This is a genomic window from Luteimonas sp. R10 (assembly GCF_045689605.1).
Classification (GTDB): Bacteria; Pseudomonadota; Gammaproteobacteria; order Xanthomonadales; family Xanthomonadaceae; genus Luteimonas.
Genome location: NZ_CP141262.1, coordinates 4057478 through 4079202, shown reverse-complemented (window position 1 = coordinate 4079202; position 21725 = coordinate 4057478). Strand labels below are relative to the sequence as shown.

Here is a 21725-nt window from a genome sequence, read left to right as displayed (position 1 = left end):
GCCGCGCTCAGGCGAACAGCGTCAGCACGCCGGCGATGGTCGCGGTCATCATGGTGGCGATCGAGCCGCCCAGCACCGCGCGCAGGCCGAAGCGGGCCAGGTCGGCACGGCGCTCCGAGGCGATGCCGCCGATGCCGCCGATCTGGATCGCGATCGAGCTGAAGTTGGCGAAGCCGCACAGCGCGTAGGTGGCGATCAACCGGCCCTGCGGCGTCAGCGACACGCCCTCGACGTTGCCGCGCAGGATCTCGCCCAGCTGCACGTAGGCGACGAACTCGTTCAGCACCACCTTGGTGCCGATCAGCCCGCCGACGGTGGCCGCGTCCTGCCACGGCACCCCGATCAGCCAGGCCAGCGGCGACAGCACCCAGCCGAGCAGCGCCGACAGGTCGGTCGGACGGCCCAGCGCGTCCTGCAGCCCGGTCAGCTCGCCCAGCCATACCAGCGGCGCGTTGAGCAGCGCGATCAGGGCGATGAAGGCCAGCAGCATCGCGCCCACGTTCAGCGCCAGCTTCAGGCCGTCGGCGGCGCCGGCGGCGGCGGCGTCGATCACGTTGGCGGTGGTCTTCTCCACGTTCACGCGCACGCTGCCCAGGGTCAGCGGTTCCTGCGTCTCCGGCACCAGGATCTTGGCGATCACGATGGTGGCGGGCGCCGCCATGATGCTGGCGGTGATCAGGTGCTTGGCGTAGACCGCCTGCTGCACCGGATCGCCGCCGCCCAGCAGCAGCACGTAGGCGCCGAGCACGCCGCCGGCGATCGTCGCCATGCCGCCGACCATCAGCGTCAGCAGCTCCGACGGCGTCATGCCGGCGATGTACGGCCGCACCACCAGCGGCGCCTCGGTCTGGCCGATGAAGGCGTTGGCGCAGACCGACAGCGTCTCCGCGCCGGACACGCGCATCAGCTTGGTGATCACCCACGCCATGCCCTGCACGATCTTCTGCATCACCCCCAGGTGGTACAGCACGCTCATGAAGCTGGCGAAGAAGATGATCGTCGGCAGCACCTGGAAGGCGAACACGAAGCCGAACTTCTCCGGATCGGTGAAGTCGCCGAAAATGAAGCGCGCGCCCTCGGTGGTGAAGCCGAGCAGGGTCACGAAGCCCGACGACAGCGCGTCGAACACCCGCGCGCCCCCGGGCGTCAGCAGCACCAGGCAGGCGATCACGATCTGCAGGCCGAGGCCGATCCCGACCAGCCGCCAATCCACCCTGCGGCGATTGTTGGAGAACAGCCAGGTGATGCCCAGCAGCACCGCAAGACCCAACAGGCCGAAACCGACCCGCGTCAAACCTTCCATCCGTTGCCCCTGGGCGTCGAAATCGCGTCGGCGCAGGGTAGGCGAGGGGGAGGCGGGGGGCAACTGGAGGAGCGAGGAACCAGGAACGGGGAGTGAGAACGAGAGTGGGCGCGGTGGGTCACGAGCGGAGGCAGGCCGGGTGGCATCTGGCGTCGTTCCCGCAAAGGCGGGAAGTGCTTCACAACCGCCCGAAGGGGGGCATCCACATTAGGGAACCTCGAAAAGCCCGTTCGATCGTCATCCCCGCGAAGGCGGGGATCCATGGAATTCGGCTTTCGAGGAGTTGAACGTCCATGGATGCCCGCCTTCGCGGGCATGACGGGATTTTCGAGTTTTCCTTTTTGTTCTTTCGCGACGCCCAAGTCGGTCCCAGCTTGCGCCGGGACGACGGCAAAGGCGCGCTACGCTTTTCCCGATTCCCGATTCCCGATTCCCGATTCCCGGCCTTCACCCGTCCCGCGCCACCACCCGGTTGCGTCCTTCGCGCTTGGCCTGCTGCAGGCGACGGTCGGCGCTGCCCAGCAGCGCGGAGATGTCGGTGCCGTCCTGCGGCCAGGCGGCGAGCCCGGCGCTGAAGGTCAGGCGCTGCGGGTCGGCGCCGCGGCCGGCCTGGAACGGGCGTTCGGCCAGCAGCCGGCGCCGGCGGTCCAGGCGCTCCCAGGCGCTGCCGACGGGGCAGCGCAGCAGCAGCACGAATTCCTGGCCGCCGATCCGGGCGACGTGTTCGCCCTCCTCCAGCATCTCGCTCAGTTCCGCGGCCACCTGGCGGATCGCGCGGTCGCCGCCCTGGTGGCCGGCCTCCTCGTTGATGCGATGGAACCCGTCCAGGTCCAGCAACGCCAGCGTCAGCGAGGCGCCGGAGGTGCGCGCCGCCGCGAACGCCCGCGGCATGCTCTGCAGCAGCCAGGTGCGGTTGGGCAGCCCGGTCAGGCCGTCGCGGCCCGAGAGTTCCACCAGACGCTGCATGCGATAGACGATGGCGGCAGTCACCGCCGTCACGATCAGCAGCAGCACCAGCCGTTCCGCCTGCGCGCCGACCGAGGCGCTGCCGTAGTCGACCGACACCAGGCGTTGCGACGGCGCCAGCAGGAAGATCGCGGTCACCAGCAGCGCGTACTGCAGCATGGCCAGCGCGCCGATGTAGAGCGTCAGGCGGCCGTCGTTGCGCAACGCGGTGAGCAGGATGGCGATCGCGTAGAAGCACCAGACCACGCTGCTGTTCATTCCCGCCACCGGGTCGTACCAGCCCAGCAGCGCCAGCACGCAACTGGTGACGGTGACGTCGTAGATGCTGGTCGCGTGCGGCAGCCAGCGGTGCCGGCGCAGGTCGCGCGCCAGTGCGAGCCAGACCTGCGCCATCAGGTTGATGAAGACCGCGGCGCCGAGCCCGATCAGCACTTCCGTGGTGCTGGCGCCGCCGGCGGCCGCCAGCAGCGGCAGCAGCAGCACGATCGCGCACAGCACCGCGCGCACCCGCGCCACCAGCAGCTCGCCGCCGGCGCCCAGCTCCAGCATCAGCTCGTCCGGGTGCGCCAGCAGGTTGGCGACGATCGCGGACAGTCCCCTCTCGGCCTTTCGCATCGGTTTCCGGCCCTCCGCGGCCGAGCATAGCGTGGCGCGGCTCAGCCGACGCCGCGCCACGCCACCCAGACGGCAAGGACCAGGAACAGCAGTGCCGCCGCGATCCGTGCCGCCCGCAGCGGCAGCCGATCGGCGAAACGCGCGCCCAGCAACACCACCGGGAGATTGGCGATCAGCATGCCCAGCGTGGTGCCGGCGATCACCTGCGCCAACGCTTCCGCCTCGTATTTCGCCGCCAGCAGGACCGTCGCGACCTGGGTCTTGTCGCCGATCTCGGCGAGGAAGAAGGCTACCAGCGTCGCCAGGAACGCGCCGCCCGGGCCGGCCCTGCGGCGCTCGTCCTCCTCCAGCCGGTCCGGGCGCAGCGTCCACGCCGCGACCGCCACGAAGCTGCCCGCGACCAGCCAGCGCAGCGCGTCCGCCGGCAGCCATTCCGACAATGCGGCGCCGAACCAGGCCGCCAGGGCGTGATTGAGCAGGGTCGCCAGCAGGATGCCGGCGACGATCGGCCACGGCTTGCGGTAGCGGGCCGCCAGCAGCAGCGCCAGCAACTGGGTCTTGTCGCCGATCTCGGCGACCGCGACGGCGAAGGTGGAGACGAACAACGCGTCCAAGGGGGACATCCGCGGCCGGGCATGCACAAGACGGCAGGCGACATCGACGCCGCCCGGCCGGGTGTGCGCGATGTCTGCCTCCGGTCTTGCCCGACTGGAGTCCCGCGTGCCATGGCGATCGCCAAGCGTGTTGACGCGCGGCCCCGCCGGTGCGGCGGGTGGGCTACTCCCCGAAAGGTAGTGCCGACATTGTAAGGGAAGAGGGCTGGGGGTCGGGAAACAGCGTCGCGTTCGCCGATAGCCTGTCAACCGTCATCCCGGTGGCTTTCAACAGCCGAATGGCTGGTCAAGCCTGGATCCATTTTGCTTCGCGGCAACGGACAGAACCCGGCTATTCATTGGCACCGCCCGTGGCGACGGGCCGAATTTCACCGCACGGAAAGGTCTGTCTGGCGCGCCTCCCCTAAACTGTCGCTCCGCCCCGACGGAGCCCTCCCATGCAGTATCGCCGCCTCGGCCATTCCGGCCTGCAGTTGTCCGCGCTGTCGTTCGGCGCCTGGGTCACGTTCGGCAACCAGGTGGGCCGCAGTGCCGCGCGCGAGCTGATCGCGGCGGCCTGGGACCATGGCATCAACTTCTTCGACAACGCCGAGGGCTACGCCAACGGCGAGGCGGAGCGGGTGATGGGCGACGTGATCGCCGACCTGCGCTTGCCGCGCGACGGCTTCTGCGTGTCGAGCAAGGTGTTCTTCGGCGCTGCGGAGGCGCCGCGACCGACGCAGAAGGGACTCTCGCGCAAGCACATCCACGATGCCTGCCACGCGGCGCTCAAGCGCCTGCGCGTGGACTACCTCGACCTGTACTTCTGCCACCGGCCCGATCCGGACGTGCCGGTCGCCGAAACGGTGTGGGCGATGGACACGCTGATCCGCCAAGGCAAGGTGCTGTACTGGGGCACCTCGGAATGGCCGGCGGCGCGGATCCGCGAGGCCGCCGACCTGGCGCGCAAGCACCGGCTGCATCCGCCGACGATGGAGCAGCCGCAGTACAACCTGCTGCATCGCGAACGCGTGGAACTGGAATACGCGCCGTTGTACGGCGAGATCGGGCTGGGCACCACCGTCTGGTCGCCGCTGGCCTCCGGATTGCTGACCGGCAAGTACAACGCAGGGGTGGCCGGCGACAGCCGCCTGGGGCAGGAAGGCTTCGAATGGCTGCAGCGCTGGGTGATCGGCGACGGCGAGCAGCGCCGCGTCGAGCGCGCCCGCGCCTTCACCGCGCTCGCCGCCGAGCTGGGCGTGGCGCCGGCGCCGCTGGCGATCGCGTGGTGCCTGCGCAATCCGCACGTGTCGACGGTGCTGCTCGGCGCGAGCCGGGTGGAGCAACTGCTGCAGAACCTGGAGGCGCTGGAATTGGACGAGCGGCTCGACGACGCGGCGTGGCAGCGGGTGGAGAGTTCGGCGCGTTAGGGCGTATCGGCATTCGCTTCCCGTTGCCCTGTAGGAGGGGCTTCAGCCCCGACTTCGGGAAACGGCAGAGCGCGGAAAAGACCCAGGCACGCAGCTCCCGACCGCCAACGTGGGCTCCTTGTTGCCTCGCCCCGGCGGGGCTGAAGTCCCTCCTACAGAGGTCGCGGAGGACGTGAATGTCGATACCGCCTGGGTTCGCCGAAGCAGGCCCTCTTTTTGCCAGTTGACAGGCAAATGAGAATCATTAACATCGTTGTCCTCCCGCCAGGAGTACGCCGATGCTTGCGAACCGCCCGCACGAGACTTCATCCGACGTCCATCCGGCCGATGCCGGCCCCACCTCGCCCACCTTGCTGCGCGACGGCGTGGAGGTCGACAGCGCGCGCTTGCTGCAGGGCCAGCGCGAGGTGAGGATCCGCCACGGTGGCGAATGTTACCGGTTGCGCCACACCCGCAACGACAAGCTGATCCTGACCAAGTAGTCCCGATCCGGTCGCGTCCCGGCTCCCCGGTGCTCCAAACGGAGCCCGGCGCCGGACCGTACCCGGGCGCGCATCTACGCGCCCGTCGCTTCTCTCCAGGCCCGCCCGCCCCTCCGGCTTCGCCGGACGCCAGCTCGCCGCCCGCTTTTCATCCTGCGAGCACGACATGCGTCCGAACCCATTGTTCCTTGCCCTGTGCCTGGCGCTGCCCGGTACCGCCTTCGCCGAATCCGCACCCGTCCCCGACGCCGCGGCCGATGCCGGTCCCGCCGAGTTCGATCGCGTGGTGGTCACCGCCACCCGCACCGAGCGCGCCCTCGTCGACGTGCCCAATACCGTGGACGTGATCGAGCGCGAGCGCATGGACGATCTGATCGTGCGCGACCTCAAGGACCTGTTCCGCTACGAGCCCGGCATCACCGTCACCGAATCGTTCGGCCGCTTCGGCATCGGCGACATCCGCATCCGCGGGCTCGGCGGCAACCGCGTGCGCATCCTGGTCGACGGCATTCCGGTCTCGGACGCGTTCTCGATCGGCAGCTTCTCCAACGCCAACCGCAACTTCGTGGATCTCGACACCCTCAAGCGCGTGGAGGTGGTGCGCGGGCCGAGCAGTTCGTTGTACGGCTCCGACGCGCTGGGCGGCGTGGTCTCCTTCGTGAGCAAGGACCCTTCGGACTATCTGGAGGCGGGCAGGGACGCCCATTTGGGCTTCAAGCTCGGCGCCGAGAGCGACTGGGACGGGCTGTTCGCCGGCGCCACCGCCGCCTTCGGCGGCGAGCGCTGGTCGGGCCTGGTGACGGTGAACCATCATCAGGGGCAGGAAACCGAAAACCAGGGCGATGACGACAGCGTCGGCGCCACGCGCACCGCACCCAATCCCCAGGACCGCGATGGCCGCAGCGTGCTGTCCAGGGTGGTGTTCGCGCCGTCGGCCGGGCAGCGCTTCCGGCTGACCGTGGAAGGCAACGAGGACCGTGCCGACACCGACGTGCTGACCTCGTACGGGTTCCAGGCGATGACCGGCGCCACCAATACCCGGGTGCTGGCCGACGATCACCAGACCCGCGCGCGCGTCGCCCTCGCGCACGAGATGGACATGCTGGACGCCGGTTTTGCCGACGCACTCGATTGGCAGGTCTACCGCCAGGACAGCGAGACCACCCAGGACACGCTGGAGGAGCGCATCACCGCCGCCGGCGTGCCGGAGCGACGCCAGCGCAGCTTCAACTTCGACCAGCGCGTCTACGGATTGCAGGCGAACTTCGTCAAGGGCTTCGCCACCGGCGCGGTGCGGCACGACCTCGCCTGGGGCTTCGACGTTTCGCGCACCGACACGCGGCAGAAGCGCGACGGCATGGTCACCAATCTGGTCACCGGCGGCACCACCAACATGATGTTGCCGGACGTGTTCCCGGTGCGCGACTTCCCGGTCAGCGAAACCACCACGGCCGCGCTGTACGTGCAGGACGAGATCGCCTTCGCCGACGGTGCGTTCCGGCTGGTGCCGGCGCTGCGGGTGGACCGCTACGAGCTCGAGCCGGAGGTCGACGGCATCTTCGCCGAGGACAACCCGGGCATTGCGGCCAGCGACCTCACCGAGACCCAGGTCTCGCCCAAGCTGGGTGCGGTGTGGAAGTTCGCCGGCGACTGGTCGCTGTTCGCCGGCTATGCCCGCGGCTTCCGTGCGCCGCCGTACAACGACGTCAATATCGGCTTCACCAACGTCATGTTCGGCTACACCGCGATCGCCAATCCCGATCTGAAGCCGGAGACCAGCGACGGACTCGAGGCTGGCGTCCGCTTCGTCGGCGGTGCCGTGTATGCCGGCCTGACCGGCTACTACAACCGCTATGACGACTTCATCGAATCGTTGCGCTTCGTCGGCATCAACCAGCAGGGATTGCAGGTGTACCAGTCGCAGAACGTAGCCGAGGCGCGGATCTACGGCGCCGAACTGAAGGCCGGCGTCGACCTTGGTGCACTGGCGCCGGATTGGCAGGGCTGGTCTCTGCAGGGTGCGGCTGCCTGGTCGCGTGGACAGGACCGCACCGAGGACGTGCCGCTCGACTCGGTCGATCCGCTGACCGCCACGCTCGGCATCGTCTACGGCACCGATGGCTGGGGCGCAGAACTGGCCGGGCGCTTCGCCGCCGGCCGCGACCGCGTCTCCGATCCGGCGCTGTACCGCAGCGGCGGCTACGGCGTGCTCGACCTCTATGCGCACTGGAACTTCGCCCCCGGTACGCGGCTGAACGTGGGCCTGTTCAACCTCGCCGACCGCAAGTACTGGTCCGCCGGTGACCTGCCGATGGCGGTCGCCGCCGCCGGCACGCTCGACCGCTACACCGCGCCCGGGCGCAACGTGGCGGTCAGCCTGGCGGTCGAGTTCTGAGCGGCCGCCGCGCCGTCGCCGGTGGGCAGCCCACCCGTCGTTCCACCATCCAATTCGATACGAGGATTTCCCGTCATGACGCCAGCCAACGCTCGTTCGCTCGCCGCCGCCCTGTCGCTGTCGCTGGCCTGCACGGCTGCAACCGCCGCGCCGCCGCCGCCGCAGCCGGATCCTCAGCGCGACCGCGCCGCGATCCTCGCCATGCAGGGCGAGTACGACGTCGACTTCAGTTTCGACGAGACCGTGATCCTGGCGCCGGACTACGAGCGCGCGCCGGCCAAGCGCAGCGGCGCCAGCGAGGTGGTGATCGTGGTCGAGGACAGCCCGGCCCGGGTGGTGCTGCAGCACATCCTGGTCGATCCGAAGAGCGGCCACGTCACCAAGCACTGGCGTCAGGACTGGATGTACGAGGCGCCGCGGCGCTTCGAGTTCAGCGCCGACCAGACTTGGCACGTGCGCGACATCCCCGCCGCGACCACGCGCGGCGCCTGGACCCAGTGCGTCTACGAGGTCAGCGACGCGCCGCGCTACTGCGGTACCGGGCGCTGGAACCACCGGTACGGCGTCTCCACCTGGACCTCGGACCGCAGCTGGCGCCCGCTGCCGCGGCGCGAGTACACCACCCGCGAGGACTACAACGCGCTCAACGTCGAGAACCGCCACACCATCGTGCCCGGCGGCTGGACCCACGAGCAGGACAACACCAAGACCGCGCGCGACGCCGACGGCGGCTCGCGAACGCTGGTGCGCGAATTCGGCTTCAACGACTACCGCAAGGGCAGTGATACCGATTTCACGCCGGCCTACGAGTACTGGACGGCCACGGGCGACTACTGGGCGAAGGTGCGCGCGCGCTGGGATGCGTTCCTGTCGCAGCCGCCCGGCCTGCTGCTGAAGACCGAAGTCGACGGCATGGCGCTGATCGTCCCGCTGTTCGAGCAGGCCCAGCGCGTGCAGGACGGCGACGCCGTGGCCGATGCCGAGATCGATGCCGCGTTCGCCGAGTGGGTCGAGGCCGCGCCGGTCGAGCCGGCGCAGGGACGCTAGCGCGTCTGCGCGAGCCGCGTCGATTAAGGTCTCGCCAAGGATGGGGCACGGAACAAGGCAGCGGAGATCTGCTCCCCGGGAGACGTTCAGGGCCCTGTCCGCGCGCCAGGAAGGCGCCAGGATTCCTTCCTCACCTCTTCGGTTCGCCTGATCCGCGTTCATCCCGGAACCTCGTCCGTAGAGCGGAGCTCGCTCCGCTGCTTTCCTGGCTTCGGCGACTGCGCAGCCGAGCAAGCCCGGCTCTACGTGGGGCCGGGTCGATCCGTGGCCGAAACGCTTCTGTTCCGTCGGCGCGCACGTGAATCATCGCCATGGCGCGGTTCGCCGGTTGCAGCGATCAGGTGCGCGATGTCGGTGTGCGCGATTCCGGCGCGACCGGACGCTGTCTCAGCGACGGAGCCCTCAGGCAACGAACGGGCGTGCAGCGGCCCGGGCGGCGGCGTCGGCCGCGGCCGCGGCCGGCGGTGCCGGTGGTTTCGGCGGCGCAGGCGGCGTTTCGGGCGCGCGTGCTCCGGGCGCCGCGGGCGGCCTCGGCGGGCGCGGCGGCGCCGGGATGCGCAACGATCGCAGCTTCGGCACGGTGACCTGCGTCGTGGCGGCCTTGCGGTCGCGCAGGTAGGCGACGGAGACCTTGGCGTCCGCGGGCTTGTCGCGCAGCGCCGCCATCGCCTCGCGCGGCGTGTCCACCTCGCGCCCGTCGATGCGCTGGATCACGTCGCCGGGCTGCAGCCCATCCAGGTCGCCGGTGGACAGCACCAGGACCCCGCGTTCGGCGCCGAAGTAGCGGCCGAGTTGCGGATCGATCTCGGCCAGGTTGAGCCCGTTCCAGCGGAACGCCGAGAGCAGCATCGGCGGCGCGCAGTGCTCGCCCCCGCAGTCCGCCGAGAGCCCGGAGGCGGCGAGCGCCGTGCGCAGCTCGGCGGCGATGTCCGCCTCCGCCAGCGCCGCCTGCACCTCGGCGGAAACGTCCGATGCCGCCAGCGCGGCCCGCACCTCGGCGGCGATGTCCGGCATCCGGACGTCGCGCATGGCGGCGGTGGCCTGTTCGAGCCCTTCCCTCGCCTGTATCCGCGCCGCGAGCAGCGCCTCGGACAGGTCGCCATCGCGCAGCAGCAGCGCGCCGCGGCCGACCTTGGGCGTCACCGCGACCGTGGCGGCACGGCCGTCGCGTTCATAGCCGAGCCGCACCGGGTTTTCGGCGGCCAGCCCGGCCAGCAGCTTGCGCGCATTGGCGGCGCGCAGTTCGGCGCTGCTGCCGAGGATGCGGCTGCCGTCGATCGACACCAGGCGATCGCCGCCGCGCAGGCCGGCCTCGGCGGCGGCGCCATCGGGTGTCACCCCGGCGATGCGCACGCCGGCCCGTGGATCGGGCGCCAGCAGCACGCCGAGCACCGGGCGCCCGGCGAGGCGCTGCTGCAGCTCGCCGATGCGCGCGTCGCCGGCGATCCGCTCCTGCGACAGTTCGGCGACCCGTGCGGCGGCACGGGCCAGTTCGGCGCGCGCCTCGGCCAGCGCCCCGTCGTCTTCGGTCTGCTGCGCGTGCGCGGCACCGCCGAGCAGCAGCGCCAGTGCGGCGCCGAGGAAACGCGGGGTGAAGGGACTGCGGGTGGTCATGCGGTTTCTCCGTGGGTCAGTCGATGCGGACCAGGATCGGGTCGTAGTGGCTGCCGTTGGCCGCCAGCCAGCGGCGCGTGCCCTCGAATCCGGCCAGCGTGCGCAGGACGTCGACGCGCGCCTGCCACAGTGCCAGTTCGCGATCGGGGGGGAGGCCGGGCTGCGCCAGCGCGGCGTCGATCCGGGCCAGCCGTGCCTCCAGTTCACCGGCCAGCAATGCCGCACTGCCGCTGGATACGCGCGTGTCCTGCATCAGCGGGACCAGCGCCTCGAGTTGCGCCGACTCGACGTAGAGCGCTTCGAGCGTCGCGTCGGGCGGTGGCGCCGGCGTGGCCGCCGGTGTCGCGTCGGTGCCGGGGCCGACGGCGGTACGGGGGACATCGTGTGCGGCCTCCTCCGGCAGCTGCGGCCGCCAGGGCAGCGCGACCGCAAGCAGCAGCACGGCGGCCGCGGCGGTCCATAGCGGCCAGCGCCGGCGACGGGCGTCCAGCCGCGCGGCGACCGCGTTCCAGCCGCCGGGCGGCGGCGTCTGCTGCGGCAGCGCGGCGAAGGCGGTCGGCCAGTCGCCGGGCGCGGGGTCGTGGCGGAAACGTTCAGGCATGGGTCGGCCCCGGTGCGACGATGGGCGCGTCGAGCAGTTCGCGCAGGCGCCGGCTGCCGCGCGCCAGTTGCGATTTCGAGAAACTCGGCGTGCGCTGCATCAGCGCCCCGATCTCGTCGTGGGTATAGCCCTCGGCGTGGTACAGCCACAGCACGCTGCGCGTGGCCGCGGGCAGCGCCGACAGCGCCCGCTGCAGCCGCGCCGCGTCCGCGGCGGCCGAGGGCGGCGGCTGTTCGCCGGCCGGTTCGTGGGCGTCGATGTCGAGCGTCTCGCCGAGGCGCCGGTGGCGGCGCAGCCGCATCAACGCCTCGTTGACCGCGATCTGCCGCAGCCAGCCCCAGAACGGGCTGCTGCCGCGGAACTCGCCGATCCGGTCGATCATCTTCAACATCGTGTCCTGCAGCACTTCCGAAGCCTCCTCGCGGTCGCCGCAGATGCGCAGCGCCAGGGTGAATGCCGGCCGTTCGAACCAGCGGTACAGCTGCTCGAAGGCGGCGCGTTCGCCGCGCCGCGCCCGCGCCAGCAGCGCGTCCGGCACCTCGATCGCGAAGCTCGAGCGTGCCGCCGGCCCGGGTTCCGGCGACGCCGCTGCGTTCCGCGCCGGCACGGAAGCCGGGCAGGGCGCGGGCGGAGCGGCGTGCGGCGGTTCCGTGACCATTCCTACATTCTGGATGCATGCCGGGGCGAAAGCGTCGCAGGCGGACGGCCGCGGCGCCCCGCCGTTCTATACTGGCCCCTGGATCGGGGATCCACGGACAGACCAAGGGGAGAAGATCATGGGGGCATCGGCCTTTCTGGCGGCAGTGTTGCTGGTCGCCGGCATCATCGTGCTGTTCAAGACCGTGCGGATGGTGCCGCAGGGCTACGAATGGACCGTCGAGCGGTTCGGCAGGTACACCCACACCATGGACCCGGGGCTGCATTTCCTGATCCCGGTGGTCTACGGCGTGGGCCGCAAGATCAACATGATGGAGCAGGTGCTGGACGTGCCCAGCCAGGACGTGATCACCAAGGACAACGCGGTGGTCAAGGTCGACGGCGTGGTGTTCTTCCAGGTACTGGATGCGGCCAAGGCCGCGTACGAGGTGGCCAACCTCGAGATCGCCACTATCGCCCTGGTGCAGACCAACATCCGCACCGTGATCGGCTCGATGGACTTGGACGAGTCGCTGAGCAACCGCGAGACCATCAACGCGCAGCTGCTCAACGTGGTCGACCAGGCCACCAATCCCTGGGGCATCAAGGTCACCCGCATCGAGATCCGCGACATCCAGCCGCCGCGCGACCTGATCGACTCGATGGCGCGGCAGATGAAGGCCGAGCGCGAACGCCGCGCGGTGATCTTGGAGGCCGAAGGCCATCGCCAGTCGGCGATCCTGCGCGCCGAGGGCGAGAAGCAGGCGGCGATCCTGGAAGCGGAGGGCGAGAAGGAGGCCGCCTTCCGCGAGGCCGAGGCGCGCGAGCGCCTGGCCGAGGCGGAAGCCAAGGCCACGGAGATGGTGTCGAACGCGATCGCCCAGGGCGACGTGCAGGCGATCAACTACTTCGTCGCGCAAAAATACGTCGAGGCGTTCGAGAAACTGGCCACCGCGCCCAATCAGAAGTTCGTGCTGATGCCGATGGAGGCCAGCGGCCTGATCGGCACGATCGGCGGCGTCGCCGAACTGGCGAAGGAGGCGCTGGGCAAGCAGCAGGCGGCCACGCAGGCGCGGCTGGCGCCGCAGCGGGAGGGCTGAGCCATGCGCTGGGACGTCGTGGGCTGGGCCGCGATCGCGCTGCTGCTGTTCGCCGCCGAAACGCTGGCGCCGGGCGCCTTCATGCTGTGGATGGGCTTCGCCGCGGTGGCGGTGTTCCTGGCCGTGCTGTTCGTGCCGGGAATCCCGCTGCTGGCGCAGATCGGCGCCTTCGTGGTGCTGAGCTTCGTGTCGATCCAGGTCTACCGTACCTGGTTCCGCCAGCGCGCGCGCCAGAGCGATCATCCGAACCTCAACAAGCGCGCCGCGCAGCACGTCGGCCGCGTGGTACCGCTGGACCAGCCGATCGTCGCCGGGCGCGGGCGGATCAAGATCGGCGATGCGTTCTGGGTGGTGGAAGGCCCGGACCTGGAAGCCGGCGTGCCGGTGCGCGTCGTGGAGACGGACGGGGTGGTGCTGCGGGTCGAGGCCTCGGCCTGACACGCGCCAGGCAGCCCTTTCCGCCTGCGGTGAGAGATGGGCCGTCGCCACAAGCATCGCCGACGAATAGCCGGCGCTTCAAGCCAGGATGGTTGTGAGCCCATTGCAAAGGGCTCGGCTGCCCATTTGTACCGCCCGTGGCGACGGGCCTAGGCATACCGCAGCGGAAGGGGCTGCCTGGCGCCGCTCAGCCCCGCTCCAGCATCGGCGGCAGCGGGCAATGCAGCACGCCGCAGATCGTGCGCAGCAGTTCGGCCTCGGCCACCGAGACGCGGCCGTCGTGCATCGCGGCGGCGGTGACCGCCTCCACCAGCACCTGCTTGGCGAGCGGATCGAGGCGGTCCAGCGGTTCCCAGACCGCGTCCAGCGCGAGCACGCCGGCAGCCGGCGGCGCATAGGGCAAGTGGTCGCGCGGCAGCACGCGCTGCAGGCCGGCGAGGTAGGCGCGCTTGGCTTCCGCCGGGTCGGCATGGCCGGCGTGCGCCACCACCGCCAGCAACGTGGCGAACTCCTGCTTCACGCTGCCGGCCTTGCGGCGGCCGAAACGGGCGTAGCGTGCCGGATCCAGCGATTCGCGCACCTGGGTCTCGAGCAGCCGCCCGAGACAGTACTCGAACAGCGAGACGTGGTCGTCGGCATGGACCACCGCATGCACGGTGTCGAGGAAGGTGTCCAGTTCCGGGCGCGGCCGCAGCCGCAGCACCGGGAAGGCCAAGGCCGCCAGCGGCAGGCGCTGCATCGGATGCAATGCCTGCAGCTGCGACTCGCGCAGGTGCGCGGCGCGCTCGGCAACGCGCGCACCCAGGCGCGCGGCGATCTCCTGGTGCTGGCGCCGGCGCACCTCGGCATCGCCGTCGAGCAGCAGGGCCAGCAGCAGCGGCATGGTGGCATCGCGTTCGCGCGCCAGCACCCGCAGGACCTCCGGCAGCGCGGCGACCAGGGCGTCGGCGCGGCGATAGTCGTCCTCCCGCGGGTGCGCGACCTGGGCGGACACCATCGGCGGGGTCAGGTCGAACTCGTCGGCGGCACCGGGCAGGGCAGAGCCGTGGCGCGCCGCGATGCCCAGCTGCACGTCTTCTTCCAGCCCGTTCGGCGGCGCGGTGCGCCACTGCGCCCGCAGGCGCTCGACCTGTTCCGGCCGGAACCCCGGCTCCAGCGCCTGGATGCGCTGCAGGATCGGCGGATGGGTGGCGAACAGGCCGCTCAGGCCGATGCCGTCGCCGAACAGCATGTGGCTGACCTCTTCGGCACCGCCGCGCTGCGCCAGCTGCGATCCTTCCTGCAGACCGGCGATCTTCTTCAGCGCCCCTGCCAGGCCGCTGGCCTGGCGGGTGAACTGCACCGCCGAGGCATCGGCCAGCACCTCGCGCGAGCGGCTGATGCCGGCCTTGATCATGCGCCCGAAGAACAGGCCGACGTACCCGATCAGCAACGCCACCAGCGCGGCCGCGAGGATCCCCATCGCACCGCGGCCACGGATGCCGTAGCTGTGCGCCAGGATCCTGCGGCCGATCAGCCCCAGCATGAGGATGCCGAACAGGATCCCCATCAGGCGGATGTTGAGCCGCATGTCGCCGTTGAGGACGTGGCTGAACTCGTGCGCGATCACGCCCTGCAGCTCGTCGCGGTTGAGCCGGTCGAGCGCGCCGCGGGTCACCGCCACCGCGGCGTCGGACGGCGAGTAGCCGGCGGCGAAGGCGTTGATCCCCGCCTCGTGCTCGAGCACGTAGATCTTGGGCACCGGCACGCCGGAGGCGATCGACATCTCCTCGACCACGTTGCGCAGGCGCCGCAGCTGCGGATCGCCGGTGTCCTCGGCGACCGCCACCCCGCCCAGTTGCGTCGCCACCGCCTCGCCGCCGGCACTGAGCGACGAGATCCGGTAGAGCGATCCCAGGCCGATGATGCCCAGGGTGGCCAAGGTGGCGAACGCCAGCAGCCCCGGCTTCGGCCCGGCCGTCGCCAGCACCACCAGGTCGACCGCGAGCACGATGCCGGCCACCGCGAGCGCGAACAGCACCACCAGCCGGGTGGTGCTGCGGCGGGCCTGCGCCTGGCGCTCGAAGAAGGTCATTTGGAGGCGGAGATTGGGGATTGGGGATTGGGGATTCGCAACAGCGGGCGTTTCGCCTCCGGCCGGGAACCGGGCCACGGGTGAATCGCTGCGTGGGGCAGCATCCAGCTCTTACGAATCCCCATTCCCGAATCCAGAATCCCGGCTCTTCAGAACTCGACCTTCGGCGCCTCGCGGACCTCGGCCTTGTCGGCCGGGATCTCCAGCAGCGCGGCCGGGGCGAAGTTGAACATGCCGGCGACGACGCTGGCGGGGAAGACCTCGCGCCTGTTGTTGTAGGCCATGACCGAGTCGTTGTAGGCCTGGCGCGCGAACGCGACCCGGTTCTCGGTGCTGGTCAGCTCCTCGGTGAGCTGCATCATGTTCTGGTTGGCCTTGAGGTCCGGGTAGGCCTCGACCACCACCATCAGCCGGCCGAGCGCGCCGTTGAGCGCGCCCTGGGTCTGCGCCAGTTCGGCCATCGCCGCCGGGTCGCCCGGACTGGCCTTGGCCGCCGACAATCCGGCCTGGGCCGCGGTGCGCGCGGCGGTCACCGCTTCCAGCGTGCCGCGCTCGTGCGCCAGGTAGCCCTTGGCGGTCTCGACCAGGTTCGGGATCAGGTCGAAACGCCGCTGCAGCTGCACGTCGATCTGGGCGAAGGCGTTCTTGAACGCGTTGCGGGCGGTGACCAGCCCGTTGTAGATGCCGACCGCCCACAGCGCGAAGGCCACCACGATGCCGAGAATCACCAACAGGATCAACATGCTACCCATCGAACTTCCCCTTGTTCATGCAACTGTGGAATCAGGCGCTATGATCAGCCCGCAAGGCAAGCATACGCAGGGGGCAGACCCGATGAAAGACAACACGCGGCGGGTTCGGCAACGGGGGTGGGCCTGGCGGACGGGACTGGTGGGATTGCTGATGCCGGTCGCACTGGGGTCGGCGGCGCAGACGCCGCAGGAGCGGCACGCGGCCCCGGCCGCCCATCCGGAGACCATGACCGAGTTCCCGGCGCCCACCGACGGCCGGCCGATGCAGGTGCCGCCGCCGTCGGAGACGATGCCGCTGGCCGCCGGCTTCGACGTGCGCAAGTTCGAGGCGATGGCGCAGGCGATGGTCGCCGACCAGCGCATTCCCGGCATGGCGATGGCGATCGTGCACAACGGCCGCGTGCTCAGCGCCCGCGGCTACGGGATCACCGACGTGCGCGCCGCCGAGCCGGTCGACGCCCACACGGTGTTCCGCCTCGCTTCGCTGTCCAAGTCCTTCGCCGGCACGATCGCCGGCGTTCTCGTCTCCGAGGGCGCGCTGCGCTGGGACAGCAAGGTCGTCGACTACATGCCCGGCCTGCAGTTGTCGGATCCGGGCGCCGCCGGCCGCGTCACCGTGGCCGACGTGCTCAGCCACCGCGTCGGGCTCGCCCGCCATGCCTACGACCGCGACATCGAGCGCGGCGCCGACTACAACGCGCTGGTGCAGAAGCTGGCGCAGGCGCCGATGACCTGCGCGCCCGGCGATTGCTACAGCTACCAGAACGTCGCCTTCAGCCTGATCGGCGACGTGGTGTTCGCGACCTCCGGGCAGTTCTACAACGAGGTGGTCTCGCGCCGGCTGTTCAAGCCGCTCGGCATGAACGACGCCAGCCTCGGCCTGGAAGGCATCCAGGCCAGCGCGCGCTGGGCCAAGCCGCACGTGCGCGCAGGCAGGGGCTGGAGTTCGTTGATGCCCAAGCCGACCTACTACCGGGTCGCGCCGGCGGCCGGTGTCAACGCCAGCATCTCCGACATGGCGCAGTGGTTGATCGCGCACGCCGGTCATCGCCCGGACGTGCTGCCCGCACCGCTGCTGGCGACCTTGCATGCGCCGGTGGTCGGCACCCCCGGCGAGCTGCGCAGCCGCTCCGCCTCATGGCGCAGTCAGCGCCTCAACGCCGCCGGCTACGGTCTCGGCTGGCGCATCTACGACTATTCCGGCCATCGTCTGGTCTTCCATGGCGGCGCCGTGCAGGGCTATCGCGGCCTGATGGCGTTGATGCCGGAGCGCGACCTGGGCGTGGCGATCCTCTGGAACAGCGAAAGCAGCCTGCCGTCGGGCCTGCTGCCGACGATTCTCGATACCGCCATCGGCCTGCCGTCGCAGCAATGGCTCGATGTCGACTTCGAAACGCTGTACGCCAGCGACCGGCGTCCGGGCAACGAGTCCGTCGGCGCGGGGGCGTCGACCTCGCGCGCCAATCCGCAATGAGCCGCCCGCCGCCGGCGCGCTGACCGGACGGCCCTTGCAACGGCCGTCTTCGGCCGGATCCCTGCGAGCCGCCCATAAAAAAACTCCCCCTCCGCCTGGGCGCGCGGAGAGGGAGTCTTGATTACGAACAATCGGGACTTGCTTACATCAACGGTGCGGGTGCGGCGGGAATCACCACGGGGGCCGCTTTCCGTCTGGCAGGTTTGGCTTTCTTTTTGGCGGCTTTCTTGGCCGGCTTCTTCTTGGCGGCCTTTTTGGCGCGCTTCTTGGTGGCTTTCTTCGCCGCCTTCTTGGCCGGGCGCTTCTTGGCGACCTTCTTCGCCGCCTTCTTGGCGGTCTTCTTGCGGGCTACTTTCTTCGCCGCCTTCTTGGCGACCTTCTTTTTTGCAACCTTCTTCTTAGCGACCTTCTTCTTGGCAACCTTGCGGGCCGCCGGACGCTTCTTGGCGACCTTGCGGGTGGCCTTCTTGGCGGCGGTCTTGCGGACGGCCTTCTTGGCAGCCTTCTTCGCTACCTTCTTGCCCGCCTTCTTGGCGGGACGTTTCTTTGCAGCTTTCTTCGTGGCCATGTGATGGCTCTCCTCGTCAGTGGACTTGCTGTTGCTTCTAAGGCCCAGTACGCAAACACATCGCGGGTATCGGACCCGCGATCAACCGCCGACGCGCACCGCGCATCGGGACGGATTCGGTGCCGGCCGCGCCATCGCGGACGGGTACGCGGACAGTCCGCGTCGTAACGAAAACACCCGCGACGCGAAGCGTCGCGGGTGCGGTGTCATGAAGGATCGCGTTTTTGCAGGAGAGACGAAGACGGATTCCACCTTTGGCAAGTTCGGGGCGGAAGGCTGAGTTGTGCAATGCGTTTTCGTCTGGATGCGGATCACTCGTTCCTGCAGCAACGTCTGCTTGGGCGAAACCTAATCACGGTTTTTTCAACTGTCAACACCCCGGCACGATTATTTTCCGGCGCTGGAGCGGCGCGCTTCCCGGCGCATGCGCCCAAGGCATGCGTGGCAGGCGCGCGCAACGCGGCGGCGGCGGCGGCGACAGTCGTTGGCGCATGCAGGAAACGGCTTTTTTTTAGTGCTTTTGTCGAAGCACGCGATCGACGGTGCGCGCCGCGGCGGCGGACGGCACGATGCGCGCGCCTTGCGGCAACGGTCCGGAAGAGGGCGCCGGCAACGGTTCGCCGACAGTCAGGCGGGACGATCGTTTTCGCGTCGCACAACCCCATTTGCGCGAAAGTGCGCGAGCCATCGCATGCGTCGCGGGCGGCTCGCGCAACGCATGTCGCCGACGCGGCGATGTCCGGATCGATCGTGCGCGCGTCGCGGACATCGGTCTTAGCGGCGACCGACACGAGCGCGTGCGGGATCGACGTCGCCACCGGCGACCGGCCGGAGCGCGTTGCGCGGGAGTGGCCGCGGATGCATGCCGGCGCGCGAGCAACCCCGCGGTGAGGTCCGGGCCATGGCGTCGGACCGCCGTACCCCGACGCGCCGGGTCGGACCGACGATGGCCGACCTTTGTAGGAGGGGCGGCAGCCCAGGCCTGGCGGGGATCGCAAGCAAGCAGGCGCGCGCGGCACCGGCCGGGAAGCCGCGTGCGCGGCTCTTACTTCGCGCTCCGCTCGTTTTCCGGGATCGGGGCTGAAGCCCCTCCTACGGGAGCAGCGTGGCGCGGAGAGCGAACGTCGATACCGCCCGGGGCGGGCGACTCAGAGGTCGTCGTCCTCGAGCAGCGCGGCATAGGCGTCCGGATCGAGCAGCTCGTTGAGCTGGTCGCCGTCGTCGGCCTGGACCACGAAGATCCATCCTTCGCCGTAGGCGTCCTCGTTGATGGTCTCGGGCTTGTCCGCCAGGTCCGTGTTGACCGCGACGATGGTGCCCGAGACGGGCGCGTAGACGTCCGAGGCCGCCTTCACCGATTCCACGACGGCGGCGGCGGTACCGGCTTCGATGCTGTCGCCGACGCTCGGCAGGTCGACGTAGACCAGATCGCCGAGCAGGCCCTGCGCGTGATCGGAAATGCCCACCGTGACCTTGCCGTCGTCTTCGACGCGCGCCCACTCGTGGGACTTCATGAACTTCAGGTCGCCTGGGATCTCGCTCATGGGTGGGCTCCGGTTTGCAGGTCGCGGTGGTGGAAGCAGGCGCTAGTGTAGCGAAGGAGATGGCGGGGTTGTCAGCCCCCGCGCAGCGGCGGACGACCGTCGGCGAGCATCGCCTGCAGCTGTTCGATCCGGTCCTGGCCCCAGAACGGTTCGCCGTCGACGACGTAGCCGGGCAGGCCGGGGAGGTCCGCGGCGATGGCCGCCTCGGTGTTGCGCCGGTAGCGCGCTTCGGCGGCTTCGCCATCGGCCGATGCCAGCAGCGCCGCGGTGTCGTGGCCACGACCTGCGAGCAGTGCGGCGAGGACGTCGCGATCGGCCAGGTCCCGGTCCTCGGCCCACAGCGCGCGATAGGCGTCGGCGACGTAGCCGGCCGGATCCTCGCCGCGTTCGGCGAGGGCGATCGCCACGCGATCGGCAAGGGCGATGTCGAGCGGGTAATACCGGGGCGTCAGGTTCAGCGGCAGCCCCCGCGCAGCGCGCCAGCGTTGCAGCTCGATCAGCCGGTAGCGCTGCCGCGCCGGCGCGCGTTGTCCCAGCGGCAGCCCGCCGTTGGCCGCGAACAGGTCGAAGATGCGCACCGGACGGTAGTCGATCGCCGCGTCGGTGGCGCGCGCGACGTCGTGCAGCGCCGCGTGCCCGAGGTAGCTCCACGGCGAGATCAGGCTGAAGTAGTAGTCGATCCTGCGATGGTTCGGCATGGCGATCCGGGAAGAACGGTCGAGGCCGGATTGTAGGTCCGGCGCCGACGCGGCTGCACGCCGCGGATGCGGTCGTCCGGCGCTAGGCCAGCACGCCCGGCTGCGCCTGGCCGTCGCGCACGAACGGGAACTTCACCACCCGCAGCGGCACCTCGCGTCCGCGGATGTCGACGCGGACCTCGCCGGGAACGCCGGCGGGCACGCGCGCGAAGGCGATCGCCTTGCCGAGCGTGGGCGAGAACGTGCCGGACAGGATCTCGCCCTCGCCGCTGGCGCCGAGCACGCGCTGTCCGTGGCGCAGCACGCCGCGCTCGTCCATCACCACGCCGATCAGCTGCCGCGCGGTGCCTTCCGCCTGCTGCCGCTCCAGCGCCTCGCGTCCGGTGAACGCGCGATCCCCGTCCAGCGCCACCGTCCAGCCGAGCGCCGCCTCGTACGGCGAGACGTCCTCGTCCATGTCCTGGCCGTACAGCGCCAGTCCGGCCTCCAGGCGCAGGGTATCGCGCGCGCCGAGTCCGGCCGGCTTCACCCCCGCCTCCAGCAGCGCATTCCAGAAGCCGGCGGCGTCGGCCCCCGCCAGCACGATCTCGAACCCGTCCTCGCCGGTGTAGCCGGTGCGGGCCACGAACAGGCCGGCGCCCGAGGCCGACCGCACCTCGGCCGCGGCGAAGCGCGACAGCTTGGCGGCCCGGTCGCGGTCGTCCGCGTGCAACAGGGCGGCGGTCCGCTCGCGGGCGTTCGGCCCCTGCACCGCGATCATCGCCAGTTCCGGCCGCTCGACGACATCGATGCCGAAGCCCGCGGCCTGCTCCCCGATCCATGCCAGGTCCTTGGCGCGGGTGGCGGCGTTGACCACCAGCCGGAAATGATCGTCGGCGAGGAAGTAGACGATCAGGTCGTCGATCACGCCGCCCTGCGGATTGAGCATGCAGCTGTACAGCGCCTTGCCCGGCTTCTTCAGCTTGTCGACCGAGTTGGCCAGCAGCTGCCGCAGGAACGGCCGCGCCCGCGCCCCGTGCAGGTCCACCACCGTCATGTGGCTGACGTCGAACATGCCGGCGTCGCGCCGGACCTGATGGTGTTCCTCGATCTGCGAGCCGTAGTTGAGCGGCATGTCCCAGCCGCCGAAGTCGACCATCTTGGCGCCGAGCGAACGGTGGCTGTCGTTGAGGACGGTCTTGCGGGTCATGGCGGCGGCTCGTATGCGAAAGCCCGGCATTATCCCAGATGCGGCGGACGCGGTCCGGTCCCGGCTTATCGTGCCTCCGCCCGCGCGTCGCGACTTCCGTCGCTCCCACGACCTGGAGGCTGCCGGATCTCCGCAAGAACGAAAGCCCCCGCCCTCGTGGGAGCGACGGAAGTCGCGACGCTGCCGGGATTCCGGCGCCCGGTGGC

General features: G+C 70.2%; 20 protein-coding genes. 7 read left to right on the top strand and 13 right to left on the bottom strand.

Annotated features, from left to right (window positions below):
* Window positions 1–7: 7 nt before the first annotated feature.
* The 3 genes from U3649_RS17820 to U3649_RS17810 all read right to left on the bottom strand — a co-directional run bounded on the left by U3649_RS17820 (window position 8) and on the right by U3649_RS17810 (window position 3498).
* Window positions 8–1303 carry a NupC/NupG family nucleoside CNT transporter gene (locus U3649_RS17820; RefSeq protein WP_407352625.1) on the bottom strand — a complete coding sequence of 432 codons (1296 nt, stop codon included), beginning with the start codon at window positions 1301–1303 and terminating at the stop codon, window positions 8–10.
* Between the two features lie 447 nt (window positions 1304–1750).
* Window positions 1751–2884 carry a GGDEF domain-containing protein gene (locus U3649_RS17815; RefSeq protein WP_407352624.1) on the bottom strand — a complete coding sequence of 378 codons (1134 nt, stop codon included), beginning with the start codon at window positions 2882–2884 and terminating at the stop codon, window positions 1751–1753.
* A gap of 41 nt (window positions 2885–2925) precedes the next feature.
* Complete coding sequence (locus tag U3649_RS17810) at window positions 2926–3498, bottom strand: TMEM165/GDT1 family protein (protein WP_407352623.1); 573 nt, start codon at window positions 3496–3498, stop codon at window positions 2926–2928.
* Between the two features lie 437 nt (window positions 3499–3935).
* On the opposite strand from U3649_RS17810, the gene U3649_RS17805 reads away from it, so the two are divergent.
* The 4 genes from U3649_RS17805 to U3649_RS17790 all read left to right on the top strand — a co-directional run bounded on the left by U3649_RS17805 (window position 3936) and on the right by U3649_RS17790 (window position 8831).
* On the top strand, window positions 3936–4907 hold the full coding sequence (locus U3649_RS17805; protein ID WP_407352622.1) for a potassium channel beta subunit family protein: 972 nt from the start codon (window positions 3936–3938) through the stop codon (window positions 4905–4907).
* Window positions 4908–5185: 278 nt separating this feature from the next.
* Entirely contained in the window at window positions 5186–5389 is a 204-nt protein-coding gene (locus U3649_RS17800) for a hemin uptake protein HemP (protein ID WP_407352621.1), read from the top strand.
* 166 nt (window positions 5390–5555) lie between these two features.
* The gene (locus tag U3649_RS17795; protein WP_407352620.1) at window positions 5556–7784 is read left to right on the top strand and encodes a TonB-dependent hemoglobin/transferrin/lactoferrin family receptor; all 2229 of its coding nucleotides are present in this window, start codon (window positions 5556–5558) and stop codon (window positions 7782–7784) included.
* A gap of 75 nt (window positions 7785–7859) precedes the next feature.
* Window positions 7860–8831, top strand: a complete 972-nt coding sequence (locus U3649_RS17790; RefSeq protein ID WP_407352619.1) for a DUF6607 family protein — start codon at window positions 7860–7862, stop codon at window positions 8829–8831.
* Window positions 8832–9233: 402 nt separating this feature from the next.
* Here the strand turns inward: U3649_RS17790 and U3649_RS17785 are convergent, their stop codons facing one another.
* The 3 genes from U3649_RS17785 to U3649_RS17775 are packed head-to-tail and all read right to left on the bottom strand — an operon-like array spanning window position 9234 to window position 11704.
* On the bottom strand, window positions 9234–10445 hold the full coding sequence (locus tag U3649_RS17785; protein ID WP_407352618.1) for a PDZ domain-containing protein: 1212 nt from the start codon (window positions 10443–10445) through the stop codon (window positions 9234–9236).
* A gap of 16 nt (window positions 10446–10461) precedes the next feature.
* Window positions 10462–11046, bottom strand: a complete 585-nt coding sequence (locus tag U3649_RS17780; protein ID WP_407352617.1) for a hypothetical protein — start codon at window positions 11044–11046, stop codon at window positions 10462–10464.
* Window positions 11039–11704, bottom strand: a complete 666-nt coding sequence (locus U3649_RS17775) for an RNA polymerase sigma factor (protein WP_407352616.1) — start codon at window positions 11702–11704, stop codon at window positions 11039–11041. Before U3649_RS17775 ends, U3649_RS17780 begins: the two co-directional genes overlap by 8 nt.
* 118 nt (window positions 11705–11822) lie before the next feature.
* On the opposite strand from U3649_RS17775, the gene U3649_RS17770 reads away from it, so the two are divergent.
* Window positions 11823–12782 carry an SPFH domain-containing protein gene (locus U3649_RS17770; protein WP_407352615.1) on the top strand — a complete coding sequence of 320 codons (960 nt, stop codon included), beginning with the start codon at window positions 11823–11825 and terminating at the stop codon, window positions 12780–12782.
* A 3-nt stretch (window positions 12783–12785) separates the two neighbouring features.
* Complete coding sequence (locus tag U3649_RS17765; protein ID WP_407352614.1) at window positions 12786–13220, top strand: NfeD family protein; 435 nt, start codon at window positions 12786–12788, stop codon at window positions 13218–13220.
* 187 nt (window positions 13221–13407) lie between these two features.
* Here the strand turns inward: U3649_RS17765 and U3649_RS17760 are convergent, their stop codons facing one another.
* Together U3649_RS17760 and U3649_RS17755 are read right to left on the bottom strand one after the other, a co-directional pair.
* Window positions 13408–15294 (bottom strand): M48 family metallopeptidase, encoded by a 1887-nt coding sequence (locus U3649_RS17760; RefSeq protein WP_407352613.1) that lies wholly within the window; start codon window positions 15292–15294, stop codon window positions 13408–13410.
* 149 nt (window positions 15295–15443) lie between these two features.
* Window positions 15444–16046, bottom strand: coding sequence for a LemA family protein (locus U3649_RS17755; protein WP_407352612.1), 603 nt, complete (start codon window positions 16044–16046; stop codon window positions 15444–15446).
* An 82-nt stretch (window positions 16047–16128) separates the two neighbouring features.
* Here U3649_RS17755 and U3649_RS17750 point away from each other — a divergent pair, with 82 nt between their 5' ends.
* On the top strand, window positions 16129–17520 hold the full coding sequence (locus U3649_RS17750) for a serine hydrolase domain-containing protein (RefSeq protein ID WP_407352611.1): 1392 nt from the start codon (window positions 16129–16131) through the stop codon (window positions 17518–17520).
* Window positions 17521–17662: 142 nt separating this feature from the next.
* Here U3649_RS17750 and U3649_RS17745 read toward each other — a convergent pair whose 3' ends face one another.
* The 5 genes from U3649_RS17745 to gcvT form a co-directional block, all read right to left on the bottom strand.
* The gene (locus U3649_RS17745; protein WP_407352610.1) at window positions 17663–18088 is read right to left on the bottom strand and encodes a hypothetical protein; all 426 of its coding nucleotides are present in this window, start codon (window positions 18086–18088) and stop codon (window positions 17663–17665) included.
* Window positions 18089–18399: 311 nt separating this feature from the next.
* The gene (locus U3649_RS17740; protein WP_407352609.1) at window positions 18400–18906 is read right to left on the bottom strand and encodes a hypothetical protein; all 507 of its coding nucleotides are present in this window, start codon (window positions 18904–18906) and stop codon (window positions 18400–18402) included.
* Between the two features lie 330 nt (window positions 18907–19236).
* Entirely contained in the window at window positions 19237–19632 is a 396-nt protein-coding gene (gene gcvH / locus U3649_RS17735) for a glycine cleavage system protein GcvH (RefSeq protein ID WP_407352608.1), read from the bottom strand.
* Window positions 19633–19703: 71 nt separating this feature from the next.
* Window positions 19704–20330 carry a 2-hydroxychromene-2-carboxylate isomerase gene (locus U3649_RS17730; RefSeq protein ID WP_407352607.1) on the bottom strand — a complete coding sequence of 209 codons (627 nt, stop codon included), beginning with the start codon at window positions 20328–20330 and terminating at the stop codon, window positions 19704–19706.
* An 82-nt stretch (window positions 20331–20412) separates the two neighbouring features.
* Window positions 20413–21519, bottom strand: a complete 1107-nt coding sequence (gene gcvT, locus U3649_RS17725) for a glycine cleavage system aminomethyltransferase GcvT (RefSeq protein ID WP_407352606.1) — start codon at window positions 21517–21519, stop codon at window positions 20413–20415.
* Window positions 21520–21725: the final 206 nt, after the last annotated feature.